This window comes from Streptomyces sp. W16 (assembly GCF_033194735.1).
Lineage (GTDB): Bacteria > Actinomycetota > Actinomycetes > Streptomycetales > Streptomycetaceae > Streptomyces.
This window is the reverse complement of record NZ_JAWOAI010000184.1, coordinates 1-17,384: the sequence shown is the minus strand read 5'-3', so window position 1 is coordinate 17,384 and position 17,384 is coordinate 1. Positions and strand designations below refer to the sequence as shown.

Sequence of the window (17,384 nt, the reverse complement as noted above, 5' to 3'; positions counted from 1 at the left end):
CCTCCCCGGCATGCCGCCCGGCCGAGTGCGAGGGCTTGGCACCGCCGCCCGCGTCGTCACCCACGCTCATACAACCGGCGGCAGCGGCGACGACGGCTACCGCGGCGGCCAGACGGACGGGTACGTACATGGGGCGCACGGGGCCACCTCCGAGGGCGGAAAAAGGAGTCGCCCTCTCAACTCCCACCGCCCGCCGGAAGACACGCGCCCCGCCGCCGTCGCCCATTCCTGGCCGGGAATTGCCCCCCGCCCCCGCCCGCAGCACGATCGGCCCCGAACCGACCGCAGCACCCGAAGGAGCCACGGATGACCGGGACGACCGACCCCCAGGACCTCGCCACCCGCTACATCGCCCAGTGGACGGAACCGGACCCCGCCCGACGCCGGACGGCGATCGAGAACCTCTGGGCCGAGGACGGCACCCACGTCCTCCAACCGCCCGCCGAGATCCGCGAACTCGCCGCCAACCTCGGCTTCGACCACCCGACCCTGCGCGCCCAGGGCCACGACGCCGTCGAGACCCGCGTCACCCGCAGCTACCAACGCTTCGTCGAGAAAGGCGAGTTCACCTTCCGGGCCCGCACCGACGCCGTACGCCTGGACGACCTGATCCGGTTCCACTGGGACACGATCTCCGTCGCCGACGGCGAAGTGGTCGGCGGTGGCCTTGAGTTGCTCGCGCTCGACAACGACGGCCGCATCCGCACCGACTACATGTTCCCGGGAGCCTGATCCCTCACCGCCGCCGCGGCCACCGCCAACGCCTCCGCCGTCGCCGCGTCCGCAGGCAGAAACGCCTCCAACTTCAGTTCCGCGAGGGTCACATCCACCGCGGTCGCGAAAGTCGTCACCGTCGTCATCAGCCGCAACTCCCCGTACGAGGACCGCAGCCGCAACGGCACCGCGAACCCCAACTGCCCCTCCGACGGCTCCAGTTCCGGCACATACCCGGCCAACTCGGCCCGCAACTCCGGCAACCCGTCGAGCCGGGCCACGATGTGCCGCGCCCACTCGGCCAGGTTGAGGATCCGCGGCGCCACCCCGTCCGGATGCAGCGCCAGCCGGTACACATTCGTCCCCGGCCCCACCAACTCCGCCGCCGCTCCCTCCGTGATCACCCCGAACGCGCTGTTGGCGGCGACCAGTCGACCACCCCGGTCCACGACCAGCGCCGGATACGGCAGATGCCCGCGCAGGATGTGCCCGATCGCCGCCCGCACCGGCGCCAGCACCGGACCCTCCAGTGAACTCTCCGCGTACACCGGTGCGAACCCGGCCGCCAGCAACAGCTCGTTCCGCTCCCGCAACGGCAGTTCGAGCGACTCGGCGAGCCGCACGACCATGTTCCGCCCCGGCACCGACCGCCCGGACTCGATGAAACTGAGATGCCGCTGAGTGGTACCGGCCCGCGACGCCAGCTCCAGCTGGCTCAGCCGACGACTCGCACGACGCTCACGCAACACCCGGGAGAAGTCCACGCCACAGTTCTACGACGCCCCGCCCCAACCAGCCATTCCTCCAAGGGAATTGAGGCCATACCCGCCCCCGACCACCATCAGGCCCATGAACCCCGGCGCACTGCCCCCGACCACCACCCTCAAGCCCCTCGCCCTCGGCGTACTCCTCCCGACCGGAACCGCCCAATGGGCCAAGGACGACGACCCGCGCGACCTCATCACCCTCGGCCGCACCGCCGAACACCTCGGCTTCACCTCCCTCTTCGTCAACGACTCCCTCATCACCCCCCGCATCGAAGCCCTCACCATGCTCGCCGCCCTAGCCGCCACCACCGAGACGGCCACCCTCGGCACCGGCGCCCTGCTCCCCTACCTCCGCCGCCCCGTCCAGACCGCCCAGACCCTCGCCTCCATCGACCTCCTCTCCCACGGCCGCCTCACCCTCGCCGTCGGCGCCGGCTTCCCCGGCCGCTTCGGACGCCCCTTCTACGACCTCTCCGAAGTCCCCTGGCCCCGCCGCTTCGCCCGCCTCGACGAAACGGTCCGACTCTGGCGAGCCCTCTGGCAGGGCGCCGACACCTTCCACGGCGAGTTCCACCACTTCACCGACCTCCCGCCCGCCCTACGGCCCACCCGCCCCACCGGCCCACCCATCTGGCTCGCCGGCGCCACCCCCACCGCCCGGACCCGCACCGGCCGCCTCTACGACGGCTGGCTCCCCTACCCGCCCGACCCCGCCGATTACACGACCGGCCTGCACGACATCCACCAGGCAGCAGCCGCAGCGGGCCGCACCCCCGAGGCCATCACCCCGGCCCTCTTCATCACCGTACGAATCGACGACGACCCCCACTCCGCCCGAGCCGCACTCGACGACTACGCCCGCGCCACCTACGGCATGCCGCTCCCCGAACTGGAGAAGATCCAGGCCGTCGTCGCAGGCACCGCGGAGCAGGTCGCCGAACGCCTCGACCAGTACGTCACCGCAGGCGCCCGCCACCTCGTCACCCGCCCGGCCGCCCTGAACCTGCGCGCTCAACACGAACAGCTGGAACGCGTCGCCGCACTGATCCCCGACCTACCGACCCCGTCACCGCCCCGAACCCGCGTTCGTCCCGGACAATAGGCATGTGCTGGAAATGACACGCGAGGCGTTCGAAGAGCTGGTGAGCGAGGCCCTGGACCGGATCCCGCCCGAACTGACGCGGGTCATGGACAACGTGGCCGTCTTCGTCGAGGACGAACCCGAACCCTCCGACCCCGAACTCCTCGGCCTCTACGAAGGCACACCCCTCACCGAACGCGGCGAGTGGTACGCCGGCGTTCTCCCCGACCGAATCTCCATCTACATGGGCCCGACCCTGCGCTACTGCCAGACCACGGAGGACGTCGTACACGAGGTCGCCGTCACCGTCGTACACGAAGTCGCCCACCACTTCGGCATCGACGACGAACGCCTCCACGAACTCGGCTGGGGCTAGGCCGTGTCCGCATACCCGCCCCCACTCCTGGGCATACGGGACCAATGGCCAGCGTCCCCGTCGCAGCCCTGAACCACCTCCGCCGGGCGCAGCGCGCCCTGACGCACCACTACCGCGCCCGCCGTCCCCGACCGACCGTCGAACTCGTCCCCCAGCCCCACCCCTGGCCCCGCGCCCTCGGCCTCGTACTGGTCGTCATCGTCGGGGCCTGGCTGGGCCTGCTGATCGTGGGCAACGTACGGACCCAGGTCGGTCCCATGAACACGACCATGACCCTGCGCCCGTCCCTCACCGGCGGCACGAAGATCAACGTCTCACCGCTCGGCGCCCTGTCCCTGGACAGCCACCACGCCCCCGTCCGCCTGGACGTCAACGTCGACCAACTCGACCCGGAACGCTCCCAGGCCCTCGTCGACCACCCCGAACGCATCGCCGGCCTCCAGGACGAGGTCGCCCGCGACGTCGAACACGGCACCCTCAACCTGGCCGTACGGTCGTGCGCGGCCGTGGTCCTCGGCGCCACGACCCTGGGCCTGGCGGTCTACCGCCGCCCCCGCCGAGCCCTCGCGGCCGGCGGCCTGGCCCTCACCCTCCTCGCCGCGTCCGGAGCGACGGCCTACGCGACCTGGAACCCGAAGTCGATCCTGGAACCGAGGTTCTCCGGCCTGCTCTCCTCCGCCCCGTCCCTGGTCGGCAACGCGCGCAACATCGTCACCGAATTCGACGTCTACCAGCAGGAGTTGGCCCGCCTGGTGACGAACGTGACGAAGCTCTACGACGTCACGTCCACGCTCCCCGCCTACCAGCCGGACCCCGCGACCATCCGCGTGCTCCACGTCTCGGACATCCATCTGAACCCCGCGAGCTGGAAGATCATCGCGTCGCTGGTGGAGCAGTACAAGGTGAACGTGATCGTCGACACCGGCGACACCATGGACCACGGCACGGCGGCGGAGAACGGCTTCCTCGACCCGATCGCCGACCTCGGCGTCCCCTACGTCTGGGTCAGGGGCAACCACGACTCCCTCGTCACCCAGCGCTATCTGCAGCGCATGAAGAACGTGCACGTCCTGGACGAGGGCCGGGCGGAAACGGTGGCGGGCGTGCGCTTCGCGGGCATCGGCGACCCCCAGTTCACCCCCGACCGCTCGGTCGCCCCCGGCGGCAACGCGGCCGAGGAACTCGCCGGCGACCAGCTCGCCTCCGCCCTCCGCGACCAGCAGGCCGCCGGCACCCCCGTCGACATCGCCCTCGTCCACGAACCTTCGGCGGCACGCCAGACCGACGGCGAGGTCCCCCTCGTCCTGGCCGGCCACCTCCACCACGAGGGCACCGAGGTCATGAAGCACGGCACCCGCCTCCGCATCGAGGGCTCGACGGGCGGCAGCGGCCTACGCGCGGTGGAAGGCAAGTACCCCGACCCGATCGAGGCGTCGATCCTCTACATCGACCGCGACACCCACCGCCTCCAGGCCTGGGACGAGATCAAACTGGGCGGCCTGGGCCTGACGACGGCCGAGGTCAGCCGCCACCTCCCGAAGGAGAACCTGCCGGGCGCACCCCAGTCCCCGAGCCCCTCCCCGAGTCCGGCGTCGGAGACTCCATCGAGGACCCCGTAAACCGTTTTGGCGATACCTCCCGCCATCCCATATGCTTCTCACGTCCCCGACGCGCTGAGAAGCGCCCAGGCGGGCCGATAGCCCTCATCGTCTAGCGGCCTAGGACGCCGCCCTTTCAAGGCGGTAGCACGGGTTCGAATCCCGTTGGGGGCACGCAACACCGTGTGCGACACTGGCTCCGCCAGTTCGCGCGCAACAGCAAGGTCCTGTGGAGCAGCTTGGAGTGCTCGCCACCCTGTCAAGGTGGAGGCCGCGGGTTCAAATCCCGTCAGGACCGCTGAGGTTTCCCCGGAAGCCTCGTGGCTGGGTAGCTCAGTTGGTACGAGCGATCGCCTGAAAAGCGATAGGTCGCCGGTTCGACCCCGGCCCCAGCCACCGGATCGAAAGCCCTGTCCCATCGGGACGGGGCTTTCGTCGTGACCGGACGACACAGGGTGGGGCGCGATGGGCCAGGACACGAACCTGGAGAAGATACGGGCGCGGTACGGGCTGCTCGCGGTGGTGGGCAGCAATGCGGCGATCACCGCGGTGGCGATCTTCGGGGTGTGGCAGCTGGACGGTGACCGGGCGGTGATCGTGGGTGTGCTGTCCTCGGCGTTCACCGCGATGGCGAGTCTCACCACGGCGTACCTGGGGATCAAGGCCGTGTCGAACACGGCACAGTCGATGTCGCGGGATTCTGGTCAGCATCAACCAGCCCGTCCGGCGCTTGAGGACGAGGCCCCTTCAGGGCCGATCGGGGGTCTGGGGGCGGAGCCCCCGGGGACGGCACCCTGACTCACCCGCACGAACCCCCACCAACCCGCCCCCGCCAATTCATTCGCCAGGAATTTCGCCGAGGTGAGATCCTGGACGGCGTATGTCTACGCACCCCGCCTCCGCGCCCGGCACTTCCGCCCCCGCCCTCGGCGATCTCGCCCCCCGCCTGACCGAGCTGACCCTGCGCGACGCGCACCGGCTCGGGCGCAGGCTCGAAGGCGCGCGCAGGATCCGCAAGCCGGAGGCCCGCGCCGCCGTTCTCGCCGAGATCGAGGCCGAGGTGGCCCGTGGCGAGGAGCGGATGGCCGAGCGGCGCCGTCGTATCCCCGCGATCTCGTATCCGGAGCAGTTGCCGGTCAGCCAGAAGAAGGCCGACATCGCGGCGGCGATCCGTGATCACCAGGTGGTGATCGTGGCCGGTGAGACGGGTTCCGGCAAGACGACCCAGATCCCGAAGATCTGCCTCGAACTCGGCCGTGGCGTCCGCGGCATGATCGGCCACACCCAGCCCCGCCGTATCGCCGCGCGCACCGTCGCCGAGCGCGTCGCGGAGGAGATGGACACCCCGCTCGGCGAGGCCGTCGGCTGGAAGGTCCGTTTCACCGACCAGGTGAACCAGGAGTCGACGTTCATCAAGCTGATGACGGACGGCATCCTGCTCGCCGAGATCCAGACCGACCGCGAGCTGCGCGCCTACGACACGATCATCATCGACGAGGCCCACGAGCGTTCCCTCAACATCGACTTCCTGCTCGGCTATCTGGCCCAACTGCTGCCCAAGCGCCCGGACTTGAAGGTCGTCATCACCTCGGCGACGATCGACCCGGAGCGTTTCTCCCGGCACTTCGGCGAGGCCCCGATCATCGAGGTGAGCGGCCGGACGTATCCGGTGGAGGTCCGCTACCGCCCGCTCCTCGAAGACGAGTCCGAGGACTCCGACCGCGACCAGATCACCGCGATCTGCGATGCCGTGGAGGAACTCCAGGGCGAGGGCAAGGGCGACATCCTCGTCTTCCTCTCCGGAGAGAGGGAGATCCGCGACACGGCGGACGCGCTGACGAAGAAGAACTACCGCTTCACGGAGGTCCTCCCCCTCTACGCCCGCCTCTCGCACGCCGAGCAGCACCGGGTGTTCCAGCAGCACACGGGGCGAAGGATCGTTCTGGCGACCAACGTCGCCGAGACCTCCCTCACCGTCCCCGGCATCAAGTACGTCATCGACCCCGGCTTCGCCCGCATCAGCCGCTACAGCCACCGTACGAAGGTGCAGCGGCTGCCCATCGAGGCGGTCAGCCAGGCAAGTGCCAACCAGCGCAAGGGCCGTTGTGGCCGTACGTCGGACGGCATCTGCATCCGCCTCTACTCCGAGGACGACTTCCTCGCCCGCCCGGAGTTCACGGACGCCGAGATCCTGCGGACGAACCTCGCCTCCGTCATCCTGCAGATGACCGCAGCCGGCCTCGGGGAGATCGAGAAGTTCCCGTTCATCGACCCGCCGGACCACCGCAACATCCGTGACGGCGTCCAACTCCTTCAGGAACTGGGCGCGTTGGACCCGGACGAGAAGGACCCGCGCAAGCGCCTCACGCAGACGGGCCGCAAACTCGCCCAACTCCCTGTGGACCCCCGCCTGGCCCGCATGGTCCTGGAAGCCGACAAGAACGGCTGTGTCCGCGAGGTCATGGTGATCGCCGCCGCGCTCTCCATCCAGGACCCGCGCGAGCGCCCGGCCGAGAAGCAGACACAGGCCGACCAGCAGCACGCCCGCTTCCGGGACGAGACGAGCGACTTCCTGGCCTTCCTGAACATGTGGCGGTACATCCGCGAGCAGCAGAAGGAGCGCGGCTCGTCCGCGTTCCGTCGCATGTGCAAGCAGGAGTACCTGAACTTCCTCCGGATCCGCGAGTGGCAGGACATCTACAGCCAACTCCGCACGGTGGCCAAGCAGATGGGCATCCAGTTCAACGAGGAGGACGCGGCCGAGCACAGCGTCCACGTCTCCCTCCTCGCCGGCCTGCTGTCGCACATCGGCATGAAGGACGTGAAGGACGGCGCGAAGAACGAGTATCTGGGCGCCCGCAGCGCCAAGTTCGCGATCTTCCCCGGCTCGGCCCTCTTCAAGAAGACCCCGCGTTTCGTCATGTCGGCCGAGCTGGTGGAGACTTCACGGCTCTGGGCCCGCGTCAACGCCAAGATCGAGCCCGAGTGGGTCGAGCCCCTCGCCGGCCACCTCCTCAAGCGGACGTACAGCGAACCGCACTGGGAGAAGGACCAGGCGGCGGTGATGGCCTTCGAGAAGGTCACGCTCTACGGCGTCCCGATCATCGCCCAGCGCAAGGTGAACTACGGCCGGATCGACCCTGAGGCGTCCCGCGAGCTGTTCATCCGCAACGCGCTGGTCGAGGGCGACTGGCGCACGCACCACAAGTTCTTCGCGGACAACCGCAAACTCCTCACCGAGGTCGAGGAGTTGGAGCATCGCGCCCGGCGCCGGGACATCCTGGTCGACGACGAGACGCTCTACGACTTCTACGACCAGCGGGTGCCCGAACACGTCGTCTCCGGCGCCCACTTCGACTCCTGGTGGAAGCACAAGCGCCATGAGGAGCCCGAACTCCTCGACTTCGAGCGCTCGATGCTCATCAACGAGCGTGCGGGCGACATCAGCAAGGACGACTATCCGGACTCGTGGCATCAGGGACGGCTGAAGTTCCGGGTGACGTACCAGTTCGAGCCGGGCGCGGACGCGGACGGTGTCACCGTCCACATCCCGCTGCACGTTCTCAACCAGGTCACGGACGAGGGCTTCGACTGGCAGATCCCGGGCCTGCGGGAGGAAGTGGTGACGGAGCTGATCCGTTCCCTCCCGAAGCCGATCCGCCGCAACTACGTACCGGCCCCGAACTTCGCCCAACGCTTCCTGGCGACGGCGGTCCCCCTGCAGGAGCCCCTGCCCACCACCATGGCCCGCGAGTTGAAGCGCATGGTCGGAGTCCCCTTCACCGCCGACGACTTCGACTGGTCGAAGGTCCCGGACCATCTCCTCATCACCTTCCGGATCGTCGACGAGCGGCGCCGCAAGCTGGCCGAGGACAAGGACCTGGAGGCGTTGAAGGTCCGGCTAAAGCCGAAGGCGAGGCAGGCCATCTCACAGGCGGCTGCGGCGACCGCCGAGCGCGAGGGCGGGGAGTCCCTGGAGCGCAAGGGCCTCACCGACTGGTCGATCGGCACACTCACCCGCGTCTTCGAGACCCGTCGGGCCGGCCAGCCGGTGAAGGCGTACCCGGCACTGGTCGACGACGGCGACACGGTCTCCGTACGGCTCTTCGACACGGAGGCCGAGCAGGCAGAGGCGATGTGGAAGGGCACGCGGCGGCTGATCGTGCGCAACATCCCGGTCAATCCGGCGAAGTTCGCTTCCGAAAAGCTCACCAACGCGCAGAAGCTCGCGCTGTCCGCGAATCCGCACGGTTCGATCCAGGCGTTGTTCGACGACTGCGCGCTGGCCGCCGCCGACAAACTCATCGGTGACTTCGGCGGGCCGGCGTGGGACGAGGAGTCGTACCGGAAGCTGTACGAGAGGGTGCGCGCGGAGATCGTCGACACGACGGTGCGGGCGGTGGGACAGGTGCAGCAGGTGCTGGCCGCCTGGCAGGCCTGTGAGCGCCGTCTGAAGGCGGCACACAGCCCGGCCCTCCTCCCGAACCTCGCGGACGTACGCGCCCAGCTGGACGCCCTCGTGAAGCCGGGCTTCGTCACGGCGGCGGGGATACGTCGTCTGCCCGACCTGATGCGCTACTTGGTGGCCGCCGACCGCCGCCTCCAGCAGATGCCGACGGGGGTCCAGCGGGACACGACCCGCATGGAGAAGGTCCACGAGATGCAGGACGAGTACGCGTGGCTCCTGGAACAACTCCCGCAGGGCCGCCCGGTCCCCTCCTCCGTCCGTGACATCCGCTGGATGATCGAGGAGCTCCGGGTGAGCTATTTCGCGCACGCGCTGGGCACGGCGTATCCGGTCTCCGACAAGCGGATCGTGAAGGCGATCGACGCCGCCGCACCGTAACGGCGCCTGCACACCGGGTGAGTTCGACCAGGCGGGCCACCCTCCTGTACAGTCTCGTCTCGCAGCACAACGCACCATCAAGTGCCGTGAAACCAGGTCCTGTGGAGCAGCTTGGAGTGCTCGCCACCCTGTCAAGGTGGAGGCCGCGGGTTCAAATCCCGTCAGGACCGCAGTGAACGACCAAGGCCCGCAACTCTACGGAGACGCGGGCCTTACTCGTGCCCCCGCCGACAGCGACCGTGCTCGCCACCCTGTCGAGGTGGAGGCCGCACCCACGGCGACCCCTGTCGATACCGGCCGGCACTACTCAGCCCGTTGGGGGTCCCCCCTCTGGGGGAGTTTGAGGACGAGGCCGTTCAGGCCGATGGGGGTCTGGGGGCGCAGCCCCCAGAAACGGCACCTCCCGGCGCCCGGCGGAGCCCCCAGGGACGGTGCCAGGCGCAGACGGCCCCCTTGACGCCGCCGCCGGCGCCAGGTACCCAGAAGCCAGGGCCCGTTCCCCGCAGGCCTCCCTGGAGGTGGCGTATGGCGGCTTCGGTCAGGCATGAGACGCGGGCCCTGCTCCGTGCGCATCTGTCGGCCGCCAGCTCCTACCGCCATGTGACCCGGCACTGCCCGATCTGCCACCGCCTGCTGCGGCTGGCCCTGGACTCACCTCCGCCACCGGAGCCCCAGGACGACCCACCGGGCCAACTCCCCTAGCGCACATAGACCAGAGGCAACAAGACATCCGGCATGTGACGGGTGTCACCGCATAAGTTTTTGAAACGGTGGAACTTAAGACTCGCCTACAACTGGTCAATTTAATATGTGCAATTGCACCCCCGCGAGGGATGGTCCACAGGAGATCCGACAGCCCTCCCCAGACTCCGACAAGGTCCCTCACAGGACCTGTCGCCAGGCGCGCACGGACCCACGACCAGGCACAAAAAAGATCGCGCTGGACCCGGCGGAGTCCAGCGCGATCTACGACGCACCCTGTGTTCACATGTCTAAGAGCGTTGGGCGTGGGCCCTGTTGGGGCAGAACCCGCGTCGCTTGGAGCTGTGTTGTCGGGCGCTGTGACCGGTTGGGGGACCAGCCGTTTCGCCCTTATTCAGTTGGTCAGGCTTCGCTGCGCTGCTGCGGAATGCCCGCGAGCAGTGCACGGACCTCCGCCTCGCGGTAACGGCGGTGTCCGCCGAGCGTGCGAATCGAAGTGAGCTTGCCGGCCTTCGCCCACCGCGTGACCGTCTTGGGGTCAACACGGAACATCGTGGCGACCTCAGCCGGGGTCAGCAGCGGCTCGGCATCAGGGGTGCGAGCGGTCATGAGCGGCCTCCTCGGGAGAACCGAACCTTCTCGGTTCTTTCCTCTAAATTCTGCACCTTGACCCGCGTTGCCCGAAATGGCGTGTGCGGGTCGAGTCGGTTATAGGACGAACGGCATGTCCTCGGCACTACAACTACACCATCTGTCCAACCGCTACGGCCAAACCGACGGAATTGCCATCCCAGGTGTCCATCAGCGACGGAAGCCGATGGACCATGCCATAACGGACAGTCACACCACTGTGACGATCAGTCACAGGATGATCAGGAGTCATCGAGACCCCCCAAAGCACGCAATGCCGAGATTCCGCCCACAACGGGACGGACAGAGTCCTCCCCGGACTCCTTGTCCTATTTTGGCATGAGGGCGGGCAAGGGGCGCAAGGGATCTGCACGTGCGATCCGTCACCCTTGACATCAATCGTCCGGATCGGGACCTACGTCCCGTGTTGACGAACCGTAAGAATCCTATGCGCACTTGTTCGAAGGTGTCAGCCTCGTCGGCCGCCGCGTCAGTTGGCCGACCGCCGGTCCCTGACCGACCGCCACCGCTCCACGAGCCGCCCGTACGCCTCGCCCGCCGCCGCCCCGTCCCCGGTCCGCAGCGCCTCGATGCCCTCGGCCACGTCCGCCGCCGAGTGGTCGTCCTCCAGCTCGCCGGCCGGCAGGACGTGCACGAGCCCGCCGTAGTCCAGTTCCACCAGCGAACGCGGATGGAACTCCTCCAGCCAGCGCCCTACGTCCACCAGACCGTCGATCAGCGGCCCGTCGTCCATCGCGTCCTTCAGCGTCCGCAGCGCCCGCGCCGTGCGCCGCCGCGCCTGCACCATGGGCGTCCGGTAGCGCAGCATCGGCGGATCCTCCCCGGAGGCCTTGTCGTAGCGGCGCTCCTCGTCCCCGACGAGCACGAACCAGTTCAGCGGCACCTGCCAGGTCGCCGTGCGGATCCACGGCCGGGCGTCCGGATTCCGGGCCAGCCAGCGCTCGTAGTCCTGGGTGGCCTGGTGCCGTACGAGCGGCGGCAGTACGGCGTCCAGGACCGACGGCGGAAGTTCCTCCGCGAGGTCTCCCAGGGCCTGCCAGCCGCGCAGCCGGGTGCGCCAGGGGCAGACGCAGACCACGCCGTCGACCTCCACCACGAAGGCGTCGGCGCTCTCGTGCACCGGCACCGGGACCGGCGGGGTGGGCAGCAAGTCGGCCAGCGCGCGGCGCAGTTCGTCCTGGTACGACGGTCGGTCGGGGCGGCGGGCGTAGCGCGCCCAGTGGCCGCGCTCGGGCTCGGGGAAGGCGGCCAGCGGCTCGTAGACGCGCAGATACGTCGCGTACGGGACGATCACCGAGGACACCTTCTTGGGCACGCCTGCTCCCTCCCCCGCCGACCGTCGGGAAAACCTCCGGACCCGCTCACAAACGGGCGGGAAAACTATGCAAATCGTCGCACGGACACCCCCCTTCGGTAGGTGATCCTGAACACTGCACCGATGGCGGCCGGACGCAGGCTCTACGCTCGTGCCACGGCACCCGCCACCCCTACGGGGGCCTGTCTCCAACCGCCGCCACTTACCCAGGAGTCACCACCGTGACCGACGTAGACAACGGCGTCCTGCACACCCTGTTCCACTCGGACCAGGGCGGTCATGAGCAAGTCGTGCTCTGCCAGGACCGGGCCAGCGGCCTCAAGGCCGTCATCGCCATCCACAACACCGCGCTGGGCCCCGCCCTCGGCGGTACCCGCTTCTACCCGTACGCGAGCGAGGCCGACGCCGTCGCCGACGCGCTCAACCTCGCCCGCGGGATGTCGTACAAGAACGCCATGGCCGGCCTGGACCACGGCGGCGGCAAGGCCGTGATCATCGGTGACCCGGAGCGCGACAAGACCGAGGAACTGCTGCTCGCCTACGGCCGGTTCGTGGCCTCGCTGGGCGGGCGGTACGTCACCGCGTGCGACGTCGGCACGTATGTCGCCGACATGGACGTGGTGGCGCGCGAGTGCCGCTGGACGACCGGCCGCTCCCCGGAGAACGGCGGCGCGGGCGACTCCTCCGTGCTGACCGCCTTCGGCGTCTTCCAGGGCATGCGGGCCAGCGCGCAGCACCTGTGGGGCGATCCGTCGCTGAGCGGCCGCAGGATCGGCGTCGCGGGCGTCGGCAAGGTCGGACACCATCTGGTGGCGCACCTGCTGGACGAGGGCGCCGAGGTCGTGATCACCGACGTGCGCGAGGAGTCCGTACGGCGGATCCTCGACAAGCACCCGACGGGTGTCACGGCCGTCGCCGACACGGAGGCGCTGATCCGGGTCGAGGGGCTCGACGTCTACGCCCCCTGCGCGCTCGGCGGCGCCCTGGACGACGAGACCGTGCCGGTGCTGACCGCCAAGGTGGTGTGCGGCGCGGCCAACAACCAGCTCGCGCACCCGGGCGTCGAGAAGGACCTCGCCGACCGCGGGATCCTCTACGCGCCGGACTATGTGGTGAACGCCGGCGGGGTGATCCAGGTCGCCGACGAGCTGCACGGGTTCGATTTCGAGCGGTGCAAGGCGAAGGCCGCGAAGATCTTCGACACCACGCTGGCCATATTCGCACGTGCGAAGGATGACGGTATTCCGCCGGCCGCGGCGGCCGACCGGATCGCCGAGCAGCGGATGCACGAGGCGGCTGCCGGGAACAGGTGAGCGGTACCCGCCGACGGGCACTTAGAGAGAACTCTCACGTTCGTCGGCGGGTCGCCTGCCAAGAAGTGGTTAAAATCGCGGTTGACCAGCGAGTACAGGGCACCTCGCGGGTCCTGGAGCCCGGCACGTGCTGCGGGCGACGTACCGTATGGGCGCGGGCTCAGGTACCGTGGAAGCCCTACGGACCGGTCTCTCCACGGAGAGTCCGTTCCAGATCATGAACGCGTGTCAAGACTCTGAGGCCACCGAGCCTCGTATCCGAGGGGGTCGAGCCATGGGGCGCGGCCGGGCAAAGGCCAAGCAGACGAAGGTCGCCCGCCAGCTGAAGTACAGCAGCGGCGGGACTGACCTCTCGCGTCTGGCCAATGAGCTGGGCGCTTCGACTTCGAGCCAGCCGCCGAATGGCGAGCCGTTCGAGGACGACGACGAGGAAGAAGACGACCCGTACGCTCAGTACGCGGATCTCTATAACGACGACGACGAGGACGAGGACGACGAGTCCGGTCCCCAGTCGCAACGTCGCGGCGCTTGACGCAACAGCGTCCCTCGCAGTTTCCGCATATCCGGAACAACTGCACCTCACCCGGTCCGGGGCAACACCGCCGGACCGGGTTTTGTGCTGCCGTTCGTCAGGCAGCCGCTTGGATCAGGCTGAGTAGTCTCCGACCAGCTCCGCGCCCGTAGCGTGGTCGCCGCGCTCGGTGATCTCGCCGGCGACCCATGCCTCGACCCCGCGGTCGGCCAGGGTCTCCAGGGCGACGTCCGCGGACTCCTCCGGGACGATCGCGATCATGCCGACGCCCATGTTCAGGGTCTTCTCCAGCTCCAGGCGCTCGACCCGGCCCGTCTTCCCGACGAGGTCGAAGACCGGCGCCGGGGTCCAGGTGGAGCGGTCCACGATGGCGTGCAGGCCGTCCGGGATGACCCGGGCAAGGTTGGCGGCCAGTCCGCCGCCGGTGATGTGCGAGAAGGCGTGCACGTCGGTCGTGCGGGTCAGTGCCAGGCAGTCCAGCGAGTAGATCTTCGTGGGGACGAGGAGTTCCTCGCCGAGGGTGCGGCCGAGTTCCTCGACGCGCGCCTCCAGGTCCAGGCCAGCCCGGTCGAGGAGCACATGCCGGACGAGCGAGTACCCGTTCGAGTGAAGTCCGGAGGCGGCCATGGCGATGACCGCGTCACCCGTGCGGATGCGATCCGCGCCGAGCAGCCGGTCGGCCTCCACGACGCCCGTACCGGCGCCGGCGACGTCGAAGTCGTCCGGGCCCAGCAGACCGGGGTGTTCGGCGGTCTCGCCGCCGACCAGGGCGCAGCCGGCCAGCACACAGCCCTCGGCGATGCCCTTGACGATGGCCGCGACACGCTCGGGGTGCACCTTGCCGACGCAGATGTAGTCGGTCATGAAGAGCGGCTCCGCGCCGCACACCACGATGTCGTCCATGACCATCGCGACCAGGTCGTGGCCGATCGTGTCGTAGACGCCGAGACGGCGGGCGATGTCGACCTTCGTGCCGACGCCGTCCGTGGCGGAGGCGAGCAGGGGGCGCTCGAACCGCTTGAGGGCGGAGGCGTCGAAGAGCCCGGCGAAACCGCCGAGGCCGCCGAGGACCTCGGGGCGCTGGGTCTTCTTCACCCACTCCTTCATGAGTTCTACGGCGCGGTCGCCCGCGTCGATGTCGACGCCGGCGGACGCATAGCTGGCACCAGTGGTCTCAGACATTGCCTGGGATCTTTCGGGTTGGTTCGGATTTTCTGGGAGGACACCCCCAGACCCCCTGAGGCTTCTACGGGCGACGGATCGCGTCGGCCGCGGCCGTGGCGGCCGGACCGGCCGCCAGCTCGGTCTCCAGGAGCTGCTTGCCGAGCAGCTCGGGGTCCGGGAGGTCCATCGGGTACTCGCCGTCGAAGCAGGCGCGGCACAGGTTCGGCTTGGCGATGGTGGTCGCCTCGATCATGCCGTCGAGCGAGATGTACGACAGGGAGTCGGCGCCGAGCGAGGTGCCGATCTCGTCGATGGTCATGCCGTTGGCGATGAGTTCCGCGCGGGTGGCGAAGTCGATGCCGAAGAAGCAGGGCCACTTCACGGGCGGCGAGGAGATCCGGATGTGGACCTCGGCTGCCCCGGCCTCGCGGAGCATGCGCACCAGCGCCCGCTGGGTGTTACCGCGCACGATCGAGTCGTCGACGACGACCAGGCGCTTGCCCTTGATGACTTCCTTCAGCGGGTTCAGCTTCAGGCGGATGCCGAGCTGCCGGATGGTCTGCGAGGGCTGGATGAACGTACGGCCGACGTAGGCGTTCTTCACCAGGCCGGCGCCGAACGGGATGCCCGAGGCCTCCGCGTAGCCGATCGCGGCCGGGGTGCCGGACTCCGGAGTCGCTATGACCAGATCGGCGTCGACGGGAGCTTCTTTGGCGAGTTTCCGGCCCATCTCCACACGGGAGAGGTACACGTTCCGGCCGGCGATGTCGGTGTCGGGGCGGGCCAGATAGACGTACTCGAAGATGCAGCCCTTGGGCTTCGCTTCCGCGAATCGGGAGGTGCGCAGGCCGTTCTCGTCGATGGCGACGAACTCGCCCGGCTCGATCTCGCGGACGTACGCGGCGCCGCAGATGTCGAGGGCGGCGGACTCGGAGGCGACGACCCAGCCGCGCTCCAGGCGGCCGAGGACCATCGGGCGGATGCCCTGCGGGTCACGGGCCGCGTAGAGGGTGTGCTCGTCCATGAAGACGAGCGAGAAGGCGCCCTTGACCTGCGGGAGGACCGCGTGGGCGGCCTCCTCGATGGTCAGCGGCTTGCCGTCCTCGTTGACCTGGGCCGCGAGGAGCGCGGTGAGCAGGTCGGTGTCGTTGGTGGCCGCGACGCGGGGCGTACGGCCTTCCTGCTTGGGGAGGTCGGCGACCATCTCCGCGAGCTGCGCGGTGTTGACCAGGTTGCCGTTGTGGCCGAGCGCGATGGATCCGTGCGCGGTGGCGCGGAACGTCGGCTGGGCGTTCTCCCACACGGAGGCGCCGGTGGTCGAGTAGCGGGCGTGACCGACCGCGATATGACCCTGGAGCGAACCGAGCGAGGTCTCGTCGAAGACCTGGGAGACCAGGCCCATGTCCTTGAAGACGAGGATCTGCGAGCCGTTGCTGACCGCGATTCCCGCGGATTCCTGGCCTCGATGCTGGAGGGCGTAGAGCCCGAAGTAAGTGAGCTTGGCGACCTCTTCACCGGGAGCCCAGACTCCGAAGACGCCACAAGCGTCCTGGGGTCCTTTCTCGCCGGGGAGCAGATCATGACTGAGTCGACCGTCACCACGTGGCACGGGACCGAGTGTAGGCGAGATCGACCACTGGTCCGAATTCGCGATACGCGCCTGTAATGGATCACTCCCCGACGACACCGCCCTCACCAGCGAAAACGCGGAAAGCGGCGCTACGGCGACCCCGCCGCCCGCCCTACGAGGTGAGCCGTCGCACATCCTGCCGCGCCCCGATCGGCCCCGAACCCGCCTCAGGACATGATCGGCAACAGCCTCCCGAGGTCGGCCCGCTCCCCGCTCGCCCTGACCTTCGCCTCCTCTACGGCGTCCTTCCACGAGGTCCGTCCGGTCGCGAGCCGGATCCAGGTCAGCGGGTCGGTCTCCACGACGTTGGGCGGGGTGCCGCGGGTGTGCCGGGGTCCCTCGACGCACTGCACGACGGCGTACGGCGGGATCCGCACCTCCGTGGAACCGCCGGGCGCCTTCACCGCCAGCGCGTCGGCCAGCAGCCGGGTGCAGGCGGCGAGGGCCTGGCGGTCGTAGGGGACGGCGAGGCCGGGGACGGCGGCGTTCAGGTCGTCGGTGTGGACGCAGAGCTCGACGGTGCGGGTGACGAGGTAGTCGGCCAGGGGCATCGCCCCGACGTTCGTTTCGAGCAGCCGGGTGCCGGGGTGGGCGTCGAGCTGGGCGGTGAGGGCCTGCTCGATGCCGGCGAGGTAGGCGTCGGGGTCGGGGTTCCGCTCGGCGAACCGGTGGGCCACGGCGGCCAGGGCGTCGGC

General features: G+C 69.1%; 15 protein-coding genes and 4 tRNA genes. 13 read left to right on the top strand and 6 right to left on the bottom strand.

Features of this window, described 5'->3' with window-relative positions; genetic code table 11:
- Nucleotides 1-306: 306 nt before the first annotated feature.
- Nucleotides 307-732 (top strand): hypothetical protein, encoded by a 426-nt coding sequence (locus R6V09_RS24195; protein ID WP_317883530.1) that lies wholly within the window; start codon nucleotides 307-309, stop codon nucleotides 730-732.
- Here the strand turns inward: R6V09_RS24195 and R6V09_RS24190 are convergent.
- Complete coding sequence (locus R6V09_RS24190) at nucleotides 711-1,478, bottom strand: helix-turn-helix domain-containing protein (protein WP_317883529.1); 768 nt, start codon at nucleotides 1,476-1,478, stop codon at nucleotides 711-713. The two genes, R6V09_RS24195 and R6V09_RS24190, sit on opposite strands and share 22 nt — an antisense overlap.
- Before the next feature lie 85 nt (nucleotides 1,479-1,563).
- Here R6V09_RS24190 and R6V09_RS24185 point away from each other — a divergent pair, with 85 nt between their 5' ends.
- The 10 genes from R6V09_RS24185 to R6V09_RS24140 all read left to right on the top strand — a co-directional run bounded on the left by R6V09_RS24185 (nucleotide 1,564) and on the right by R6V09_RS24140 (nucleotide 10,084).
- A complete protein-coding gene (locus R6V09_RS24185; protein WP_317883528.1) occupies nucleotides 1,564-2,583 on the top strand; it encodes an LLM class flavin-dependent oxidoreductase in 1,020 nt (339 codons plus the stop codon).
- Between the two features lie 4 nt (nucleotides 2,584-2,587).
- A complete protein-coding gene (locus tag R6V09_RS24180) occupies nucleotides 2,588-2,938 on the top strand; it encodes a metallopeptidase family protein (protein ID WP_317883527.1) in 351 nt (116 codons plus the stop codon).
- A 44-nt stretch (nucleotides 2,939-2,982) separates the two neighbouring features.
- Entirely contained in the window at nucleotides 2,983-4,557 is a 1,575-nt protein-coding gene (locus R6V09_RS24175) for a metallophosphoesterase family protein (RefSeq protein WP_317883526.1), read from the top strand.
- An 80-nt stretch (nucleotides 4,558-4,637) separates the two neighbouring features.
- Nucleotides 4,638-4,710: transfer RNA gene (locus R6V09_RS24170), tRNA-Glu, on the top strand.
- A gap of 49 nt (nucleotides 4,711-4,759) precedes the next feature.
- A tRNA-Asp gene (locus R6V09_RS24165) sits at nucleotides 4,760-4,834 on the top strand.
- Nucleotides 4,835-4,858: 24 nt separating this feature from the next.
- Nucleotides 4,859-4,932, top strand: a tRNA-Phe gene (locus R6V09_RS24160).
- Nucleotides 4,933-5,001: 69 nt separating this feature from the next.
- On the top strand, nucleotides 5,002-5,334 hold the full coding sequence (locus tag R6V09_RS24155; protein WP_317883525.1) for a hypothetical protein: 333 nt from the start codon (nucleotides 5,002-5,004) through the stop codon (nucleotides 5,332-5,334).
- A gap of 82 nt (nucleotides 5,335-5,416) precedes the next feature.
- The gene (gene hrpA / locus R6V09_RS24150; RefSeq protein ID WP_317883524.1) at nucleotides 5,417-9,382 is read left to right on the top strand and encodes an ATP-dependent RNA helicase HrpA; all 3,966 of its coding nucleotides are present in this window, start codon (nucleotides 5,417-5,419) and stop codon (nucleotides 9,380-9,382) included.
- A 95-nt stretch (nucleotides 9,383-9,477) separates the two neighbouring features.
- A tRNA-Asp gene (locus tag R6V09_RS24145) sits at nucleotides 9,478-9,552 on the top strand.
- A gap of 355 nt (nucleotides 9,553-9,907) precedes the next feature.
- Entirely contained in the window at nucleotides 9,908-10,084 is a 177-nt protein-coding gene (locus tag R6V09_RS24140) for a DUF6274 family protein (RefSeq protein WP_317883523.1), read from the top strand.
- A gap of 402 nt (nucleotides 10,085-10,486) precedes the next feature.
- On the opposite strand, the gene bldC is transcribed toward R6V09_RS24140, so the two are convergent.
- On the bottom strand, nucleotides 10,487-10,693 hold the full coding sequence (bldC, locus tag R6V09_RS24135; protein ID WP_003949541.1) for a developmental transcriptional regulator BldC: 207 nt from the start codon (nucleotides 10,691-10,693) through the stop codon (nucleotides 10,487-10,489).
- 511 nt (nucleotides 10,694-11,204) lie between these two features.
- The gene (locus R6V09_RS24130; RefSeq protein ID WP_317883522.1) at nucleotides 11,205-12,050 is read right to left on the bottom strand and encodes a hypothetical protein; all 846 of its coding nucleotides are present in this window, start codon (nucleotides 12,048-12,050) and stop codon (nucleotides 11,205-11,207) included.
- A 221-nt stretch (nucleotides 12,051-12,271) separates the two neighbouring features.
- Between R6V09_RS24130 and R6V09_RS24125 the strand changes: the two genes are divergently transcribed.
- Nucleotides 12,272-13,363: a Leu/Phe/Val dehydrogenase gene (locus R6V09_RS24125; protein ID WP_317883521.1), complete on the top strand. Its 1,092-nt coding sequence runs from the start codon at nucleotides 12,272-12,274 to the stop codon at nucleotides 13,361-13,363.
- A 274-nt stretch (nucleotides 13,364-13,637) separates the two neighbouring features.
- Entirely contained in the window at nucleotides 13,638-13,895 is a 258-nt protein-coding gene (locus R6V09_RS24120) for a DUF3073 domain-containing protein (protein ID WP_019061825.1), read from the top strand.
- Between the two features lie 114 nt (nucleotides 13,896-14,009).
- Here the strand turns inward: R6V09_RS24120 and purM are convergent, their stop codons facing one another.
- The 3 genes from purM to R6V09_RS24105 form a co-directional block, all read right to left on the bottom strand.
- Nucleotides 14,010-15,077, bottom strand: a complete 1,068-nt coding sequence (purM, locus tag R6V09_RS24115; protein ID WP_317883520.1) for a phosphoribosylformylglycinamidine cyclo-ligase — start codon at nucleotides 15,075-15,077, stop codon at nucleotides 14,010-14,012.
- A 64-nt stretch (nucleotides 15,078-15,141) separates the two neighbouring features.
- Nucleotides 15,142-16,668 (bottom strand): amidophosphoribosyltransferase, encoded by a 1,527-nt coding sequence (gene purF, locus R6V09_RS24110; RefSeq protein WP_317883519.1) that lies wholly within the window; start codon nucleotides 16,666-16,668, stop codon nucleotides 15,142-15,144.
- Nucleotides 16,669-16,856: 188 nt separating this feature from the next.
- A partial coding sequence (locus R6V09_RS24105) for a sterol carrier family protein (protein ID WP_317883518.1) occupies nucleotides 16,857-17,384 on the bottom strand: 528 nt, incomplete at its 5' end.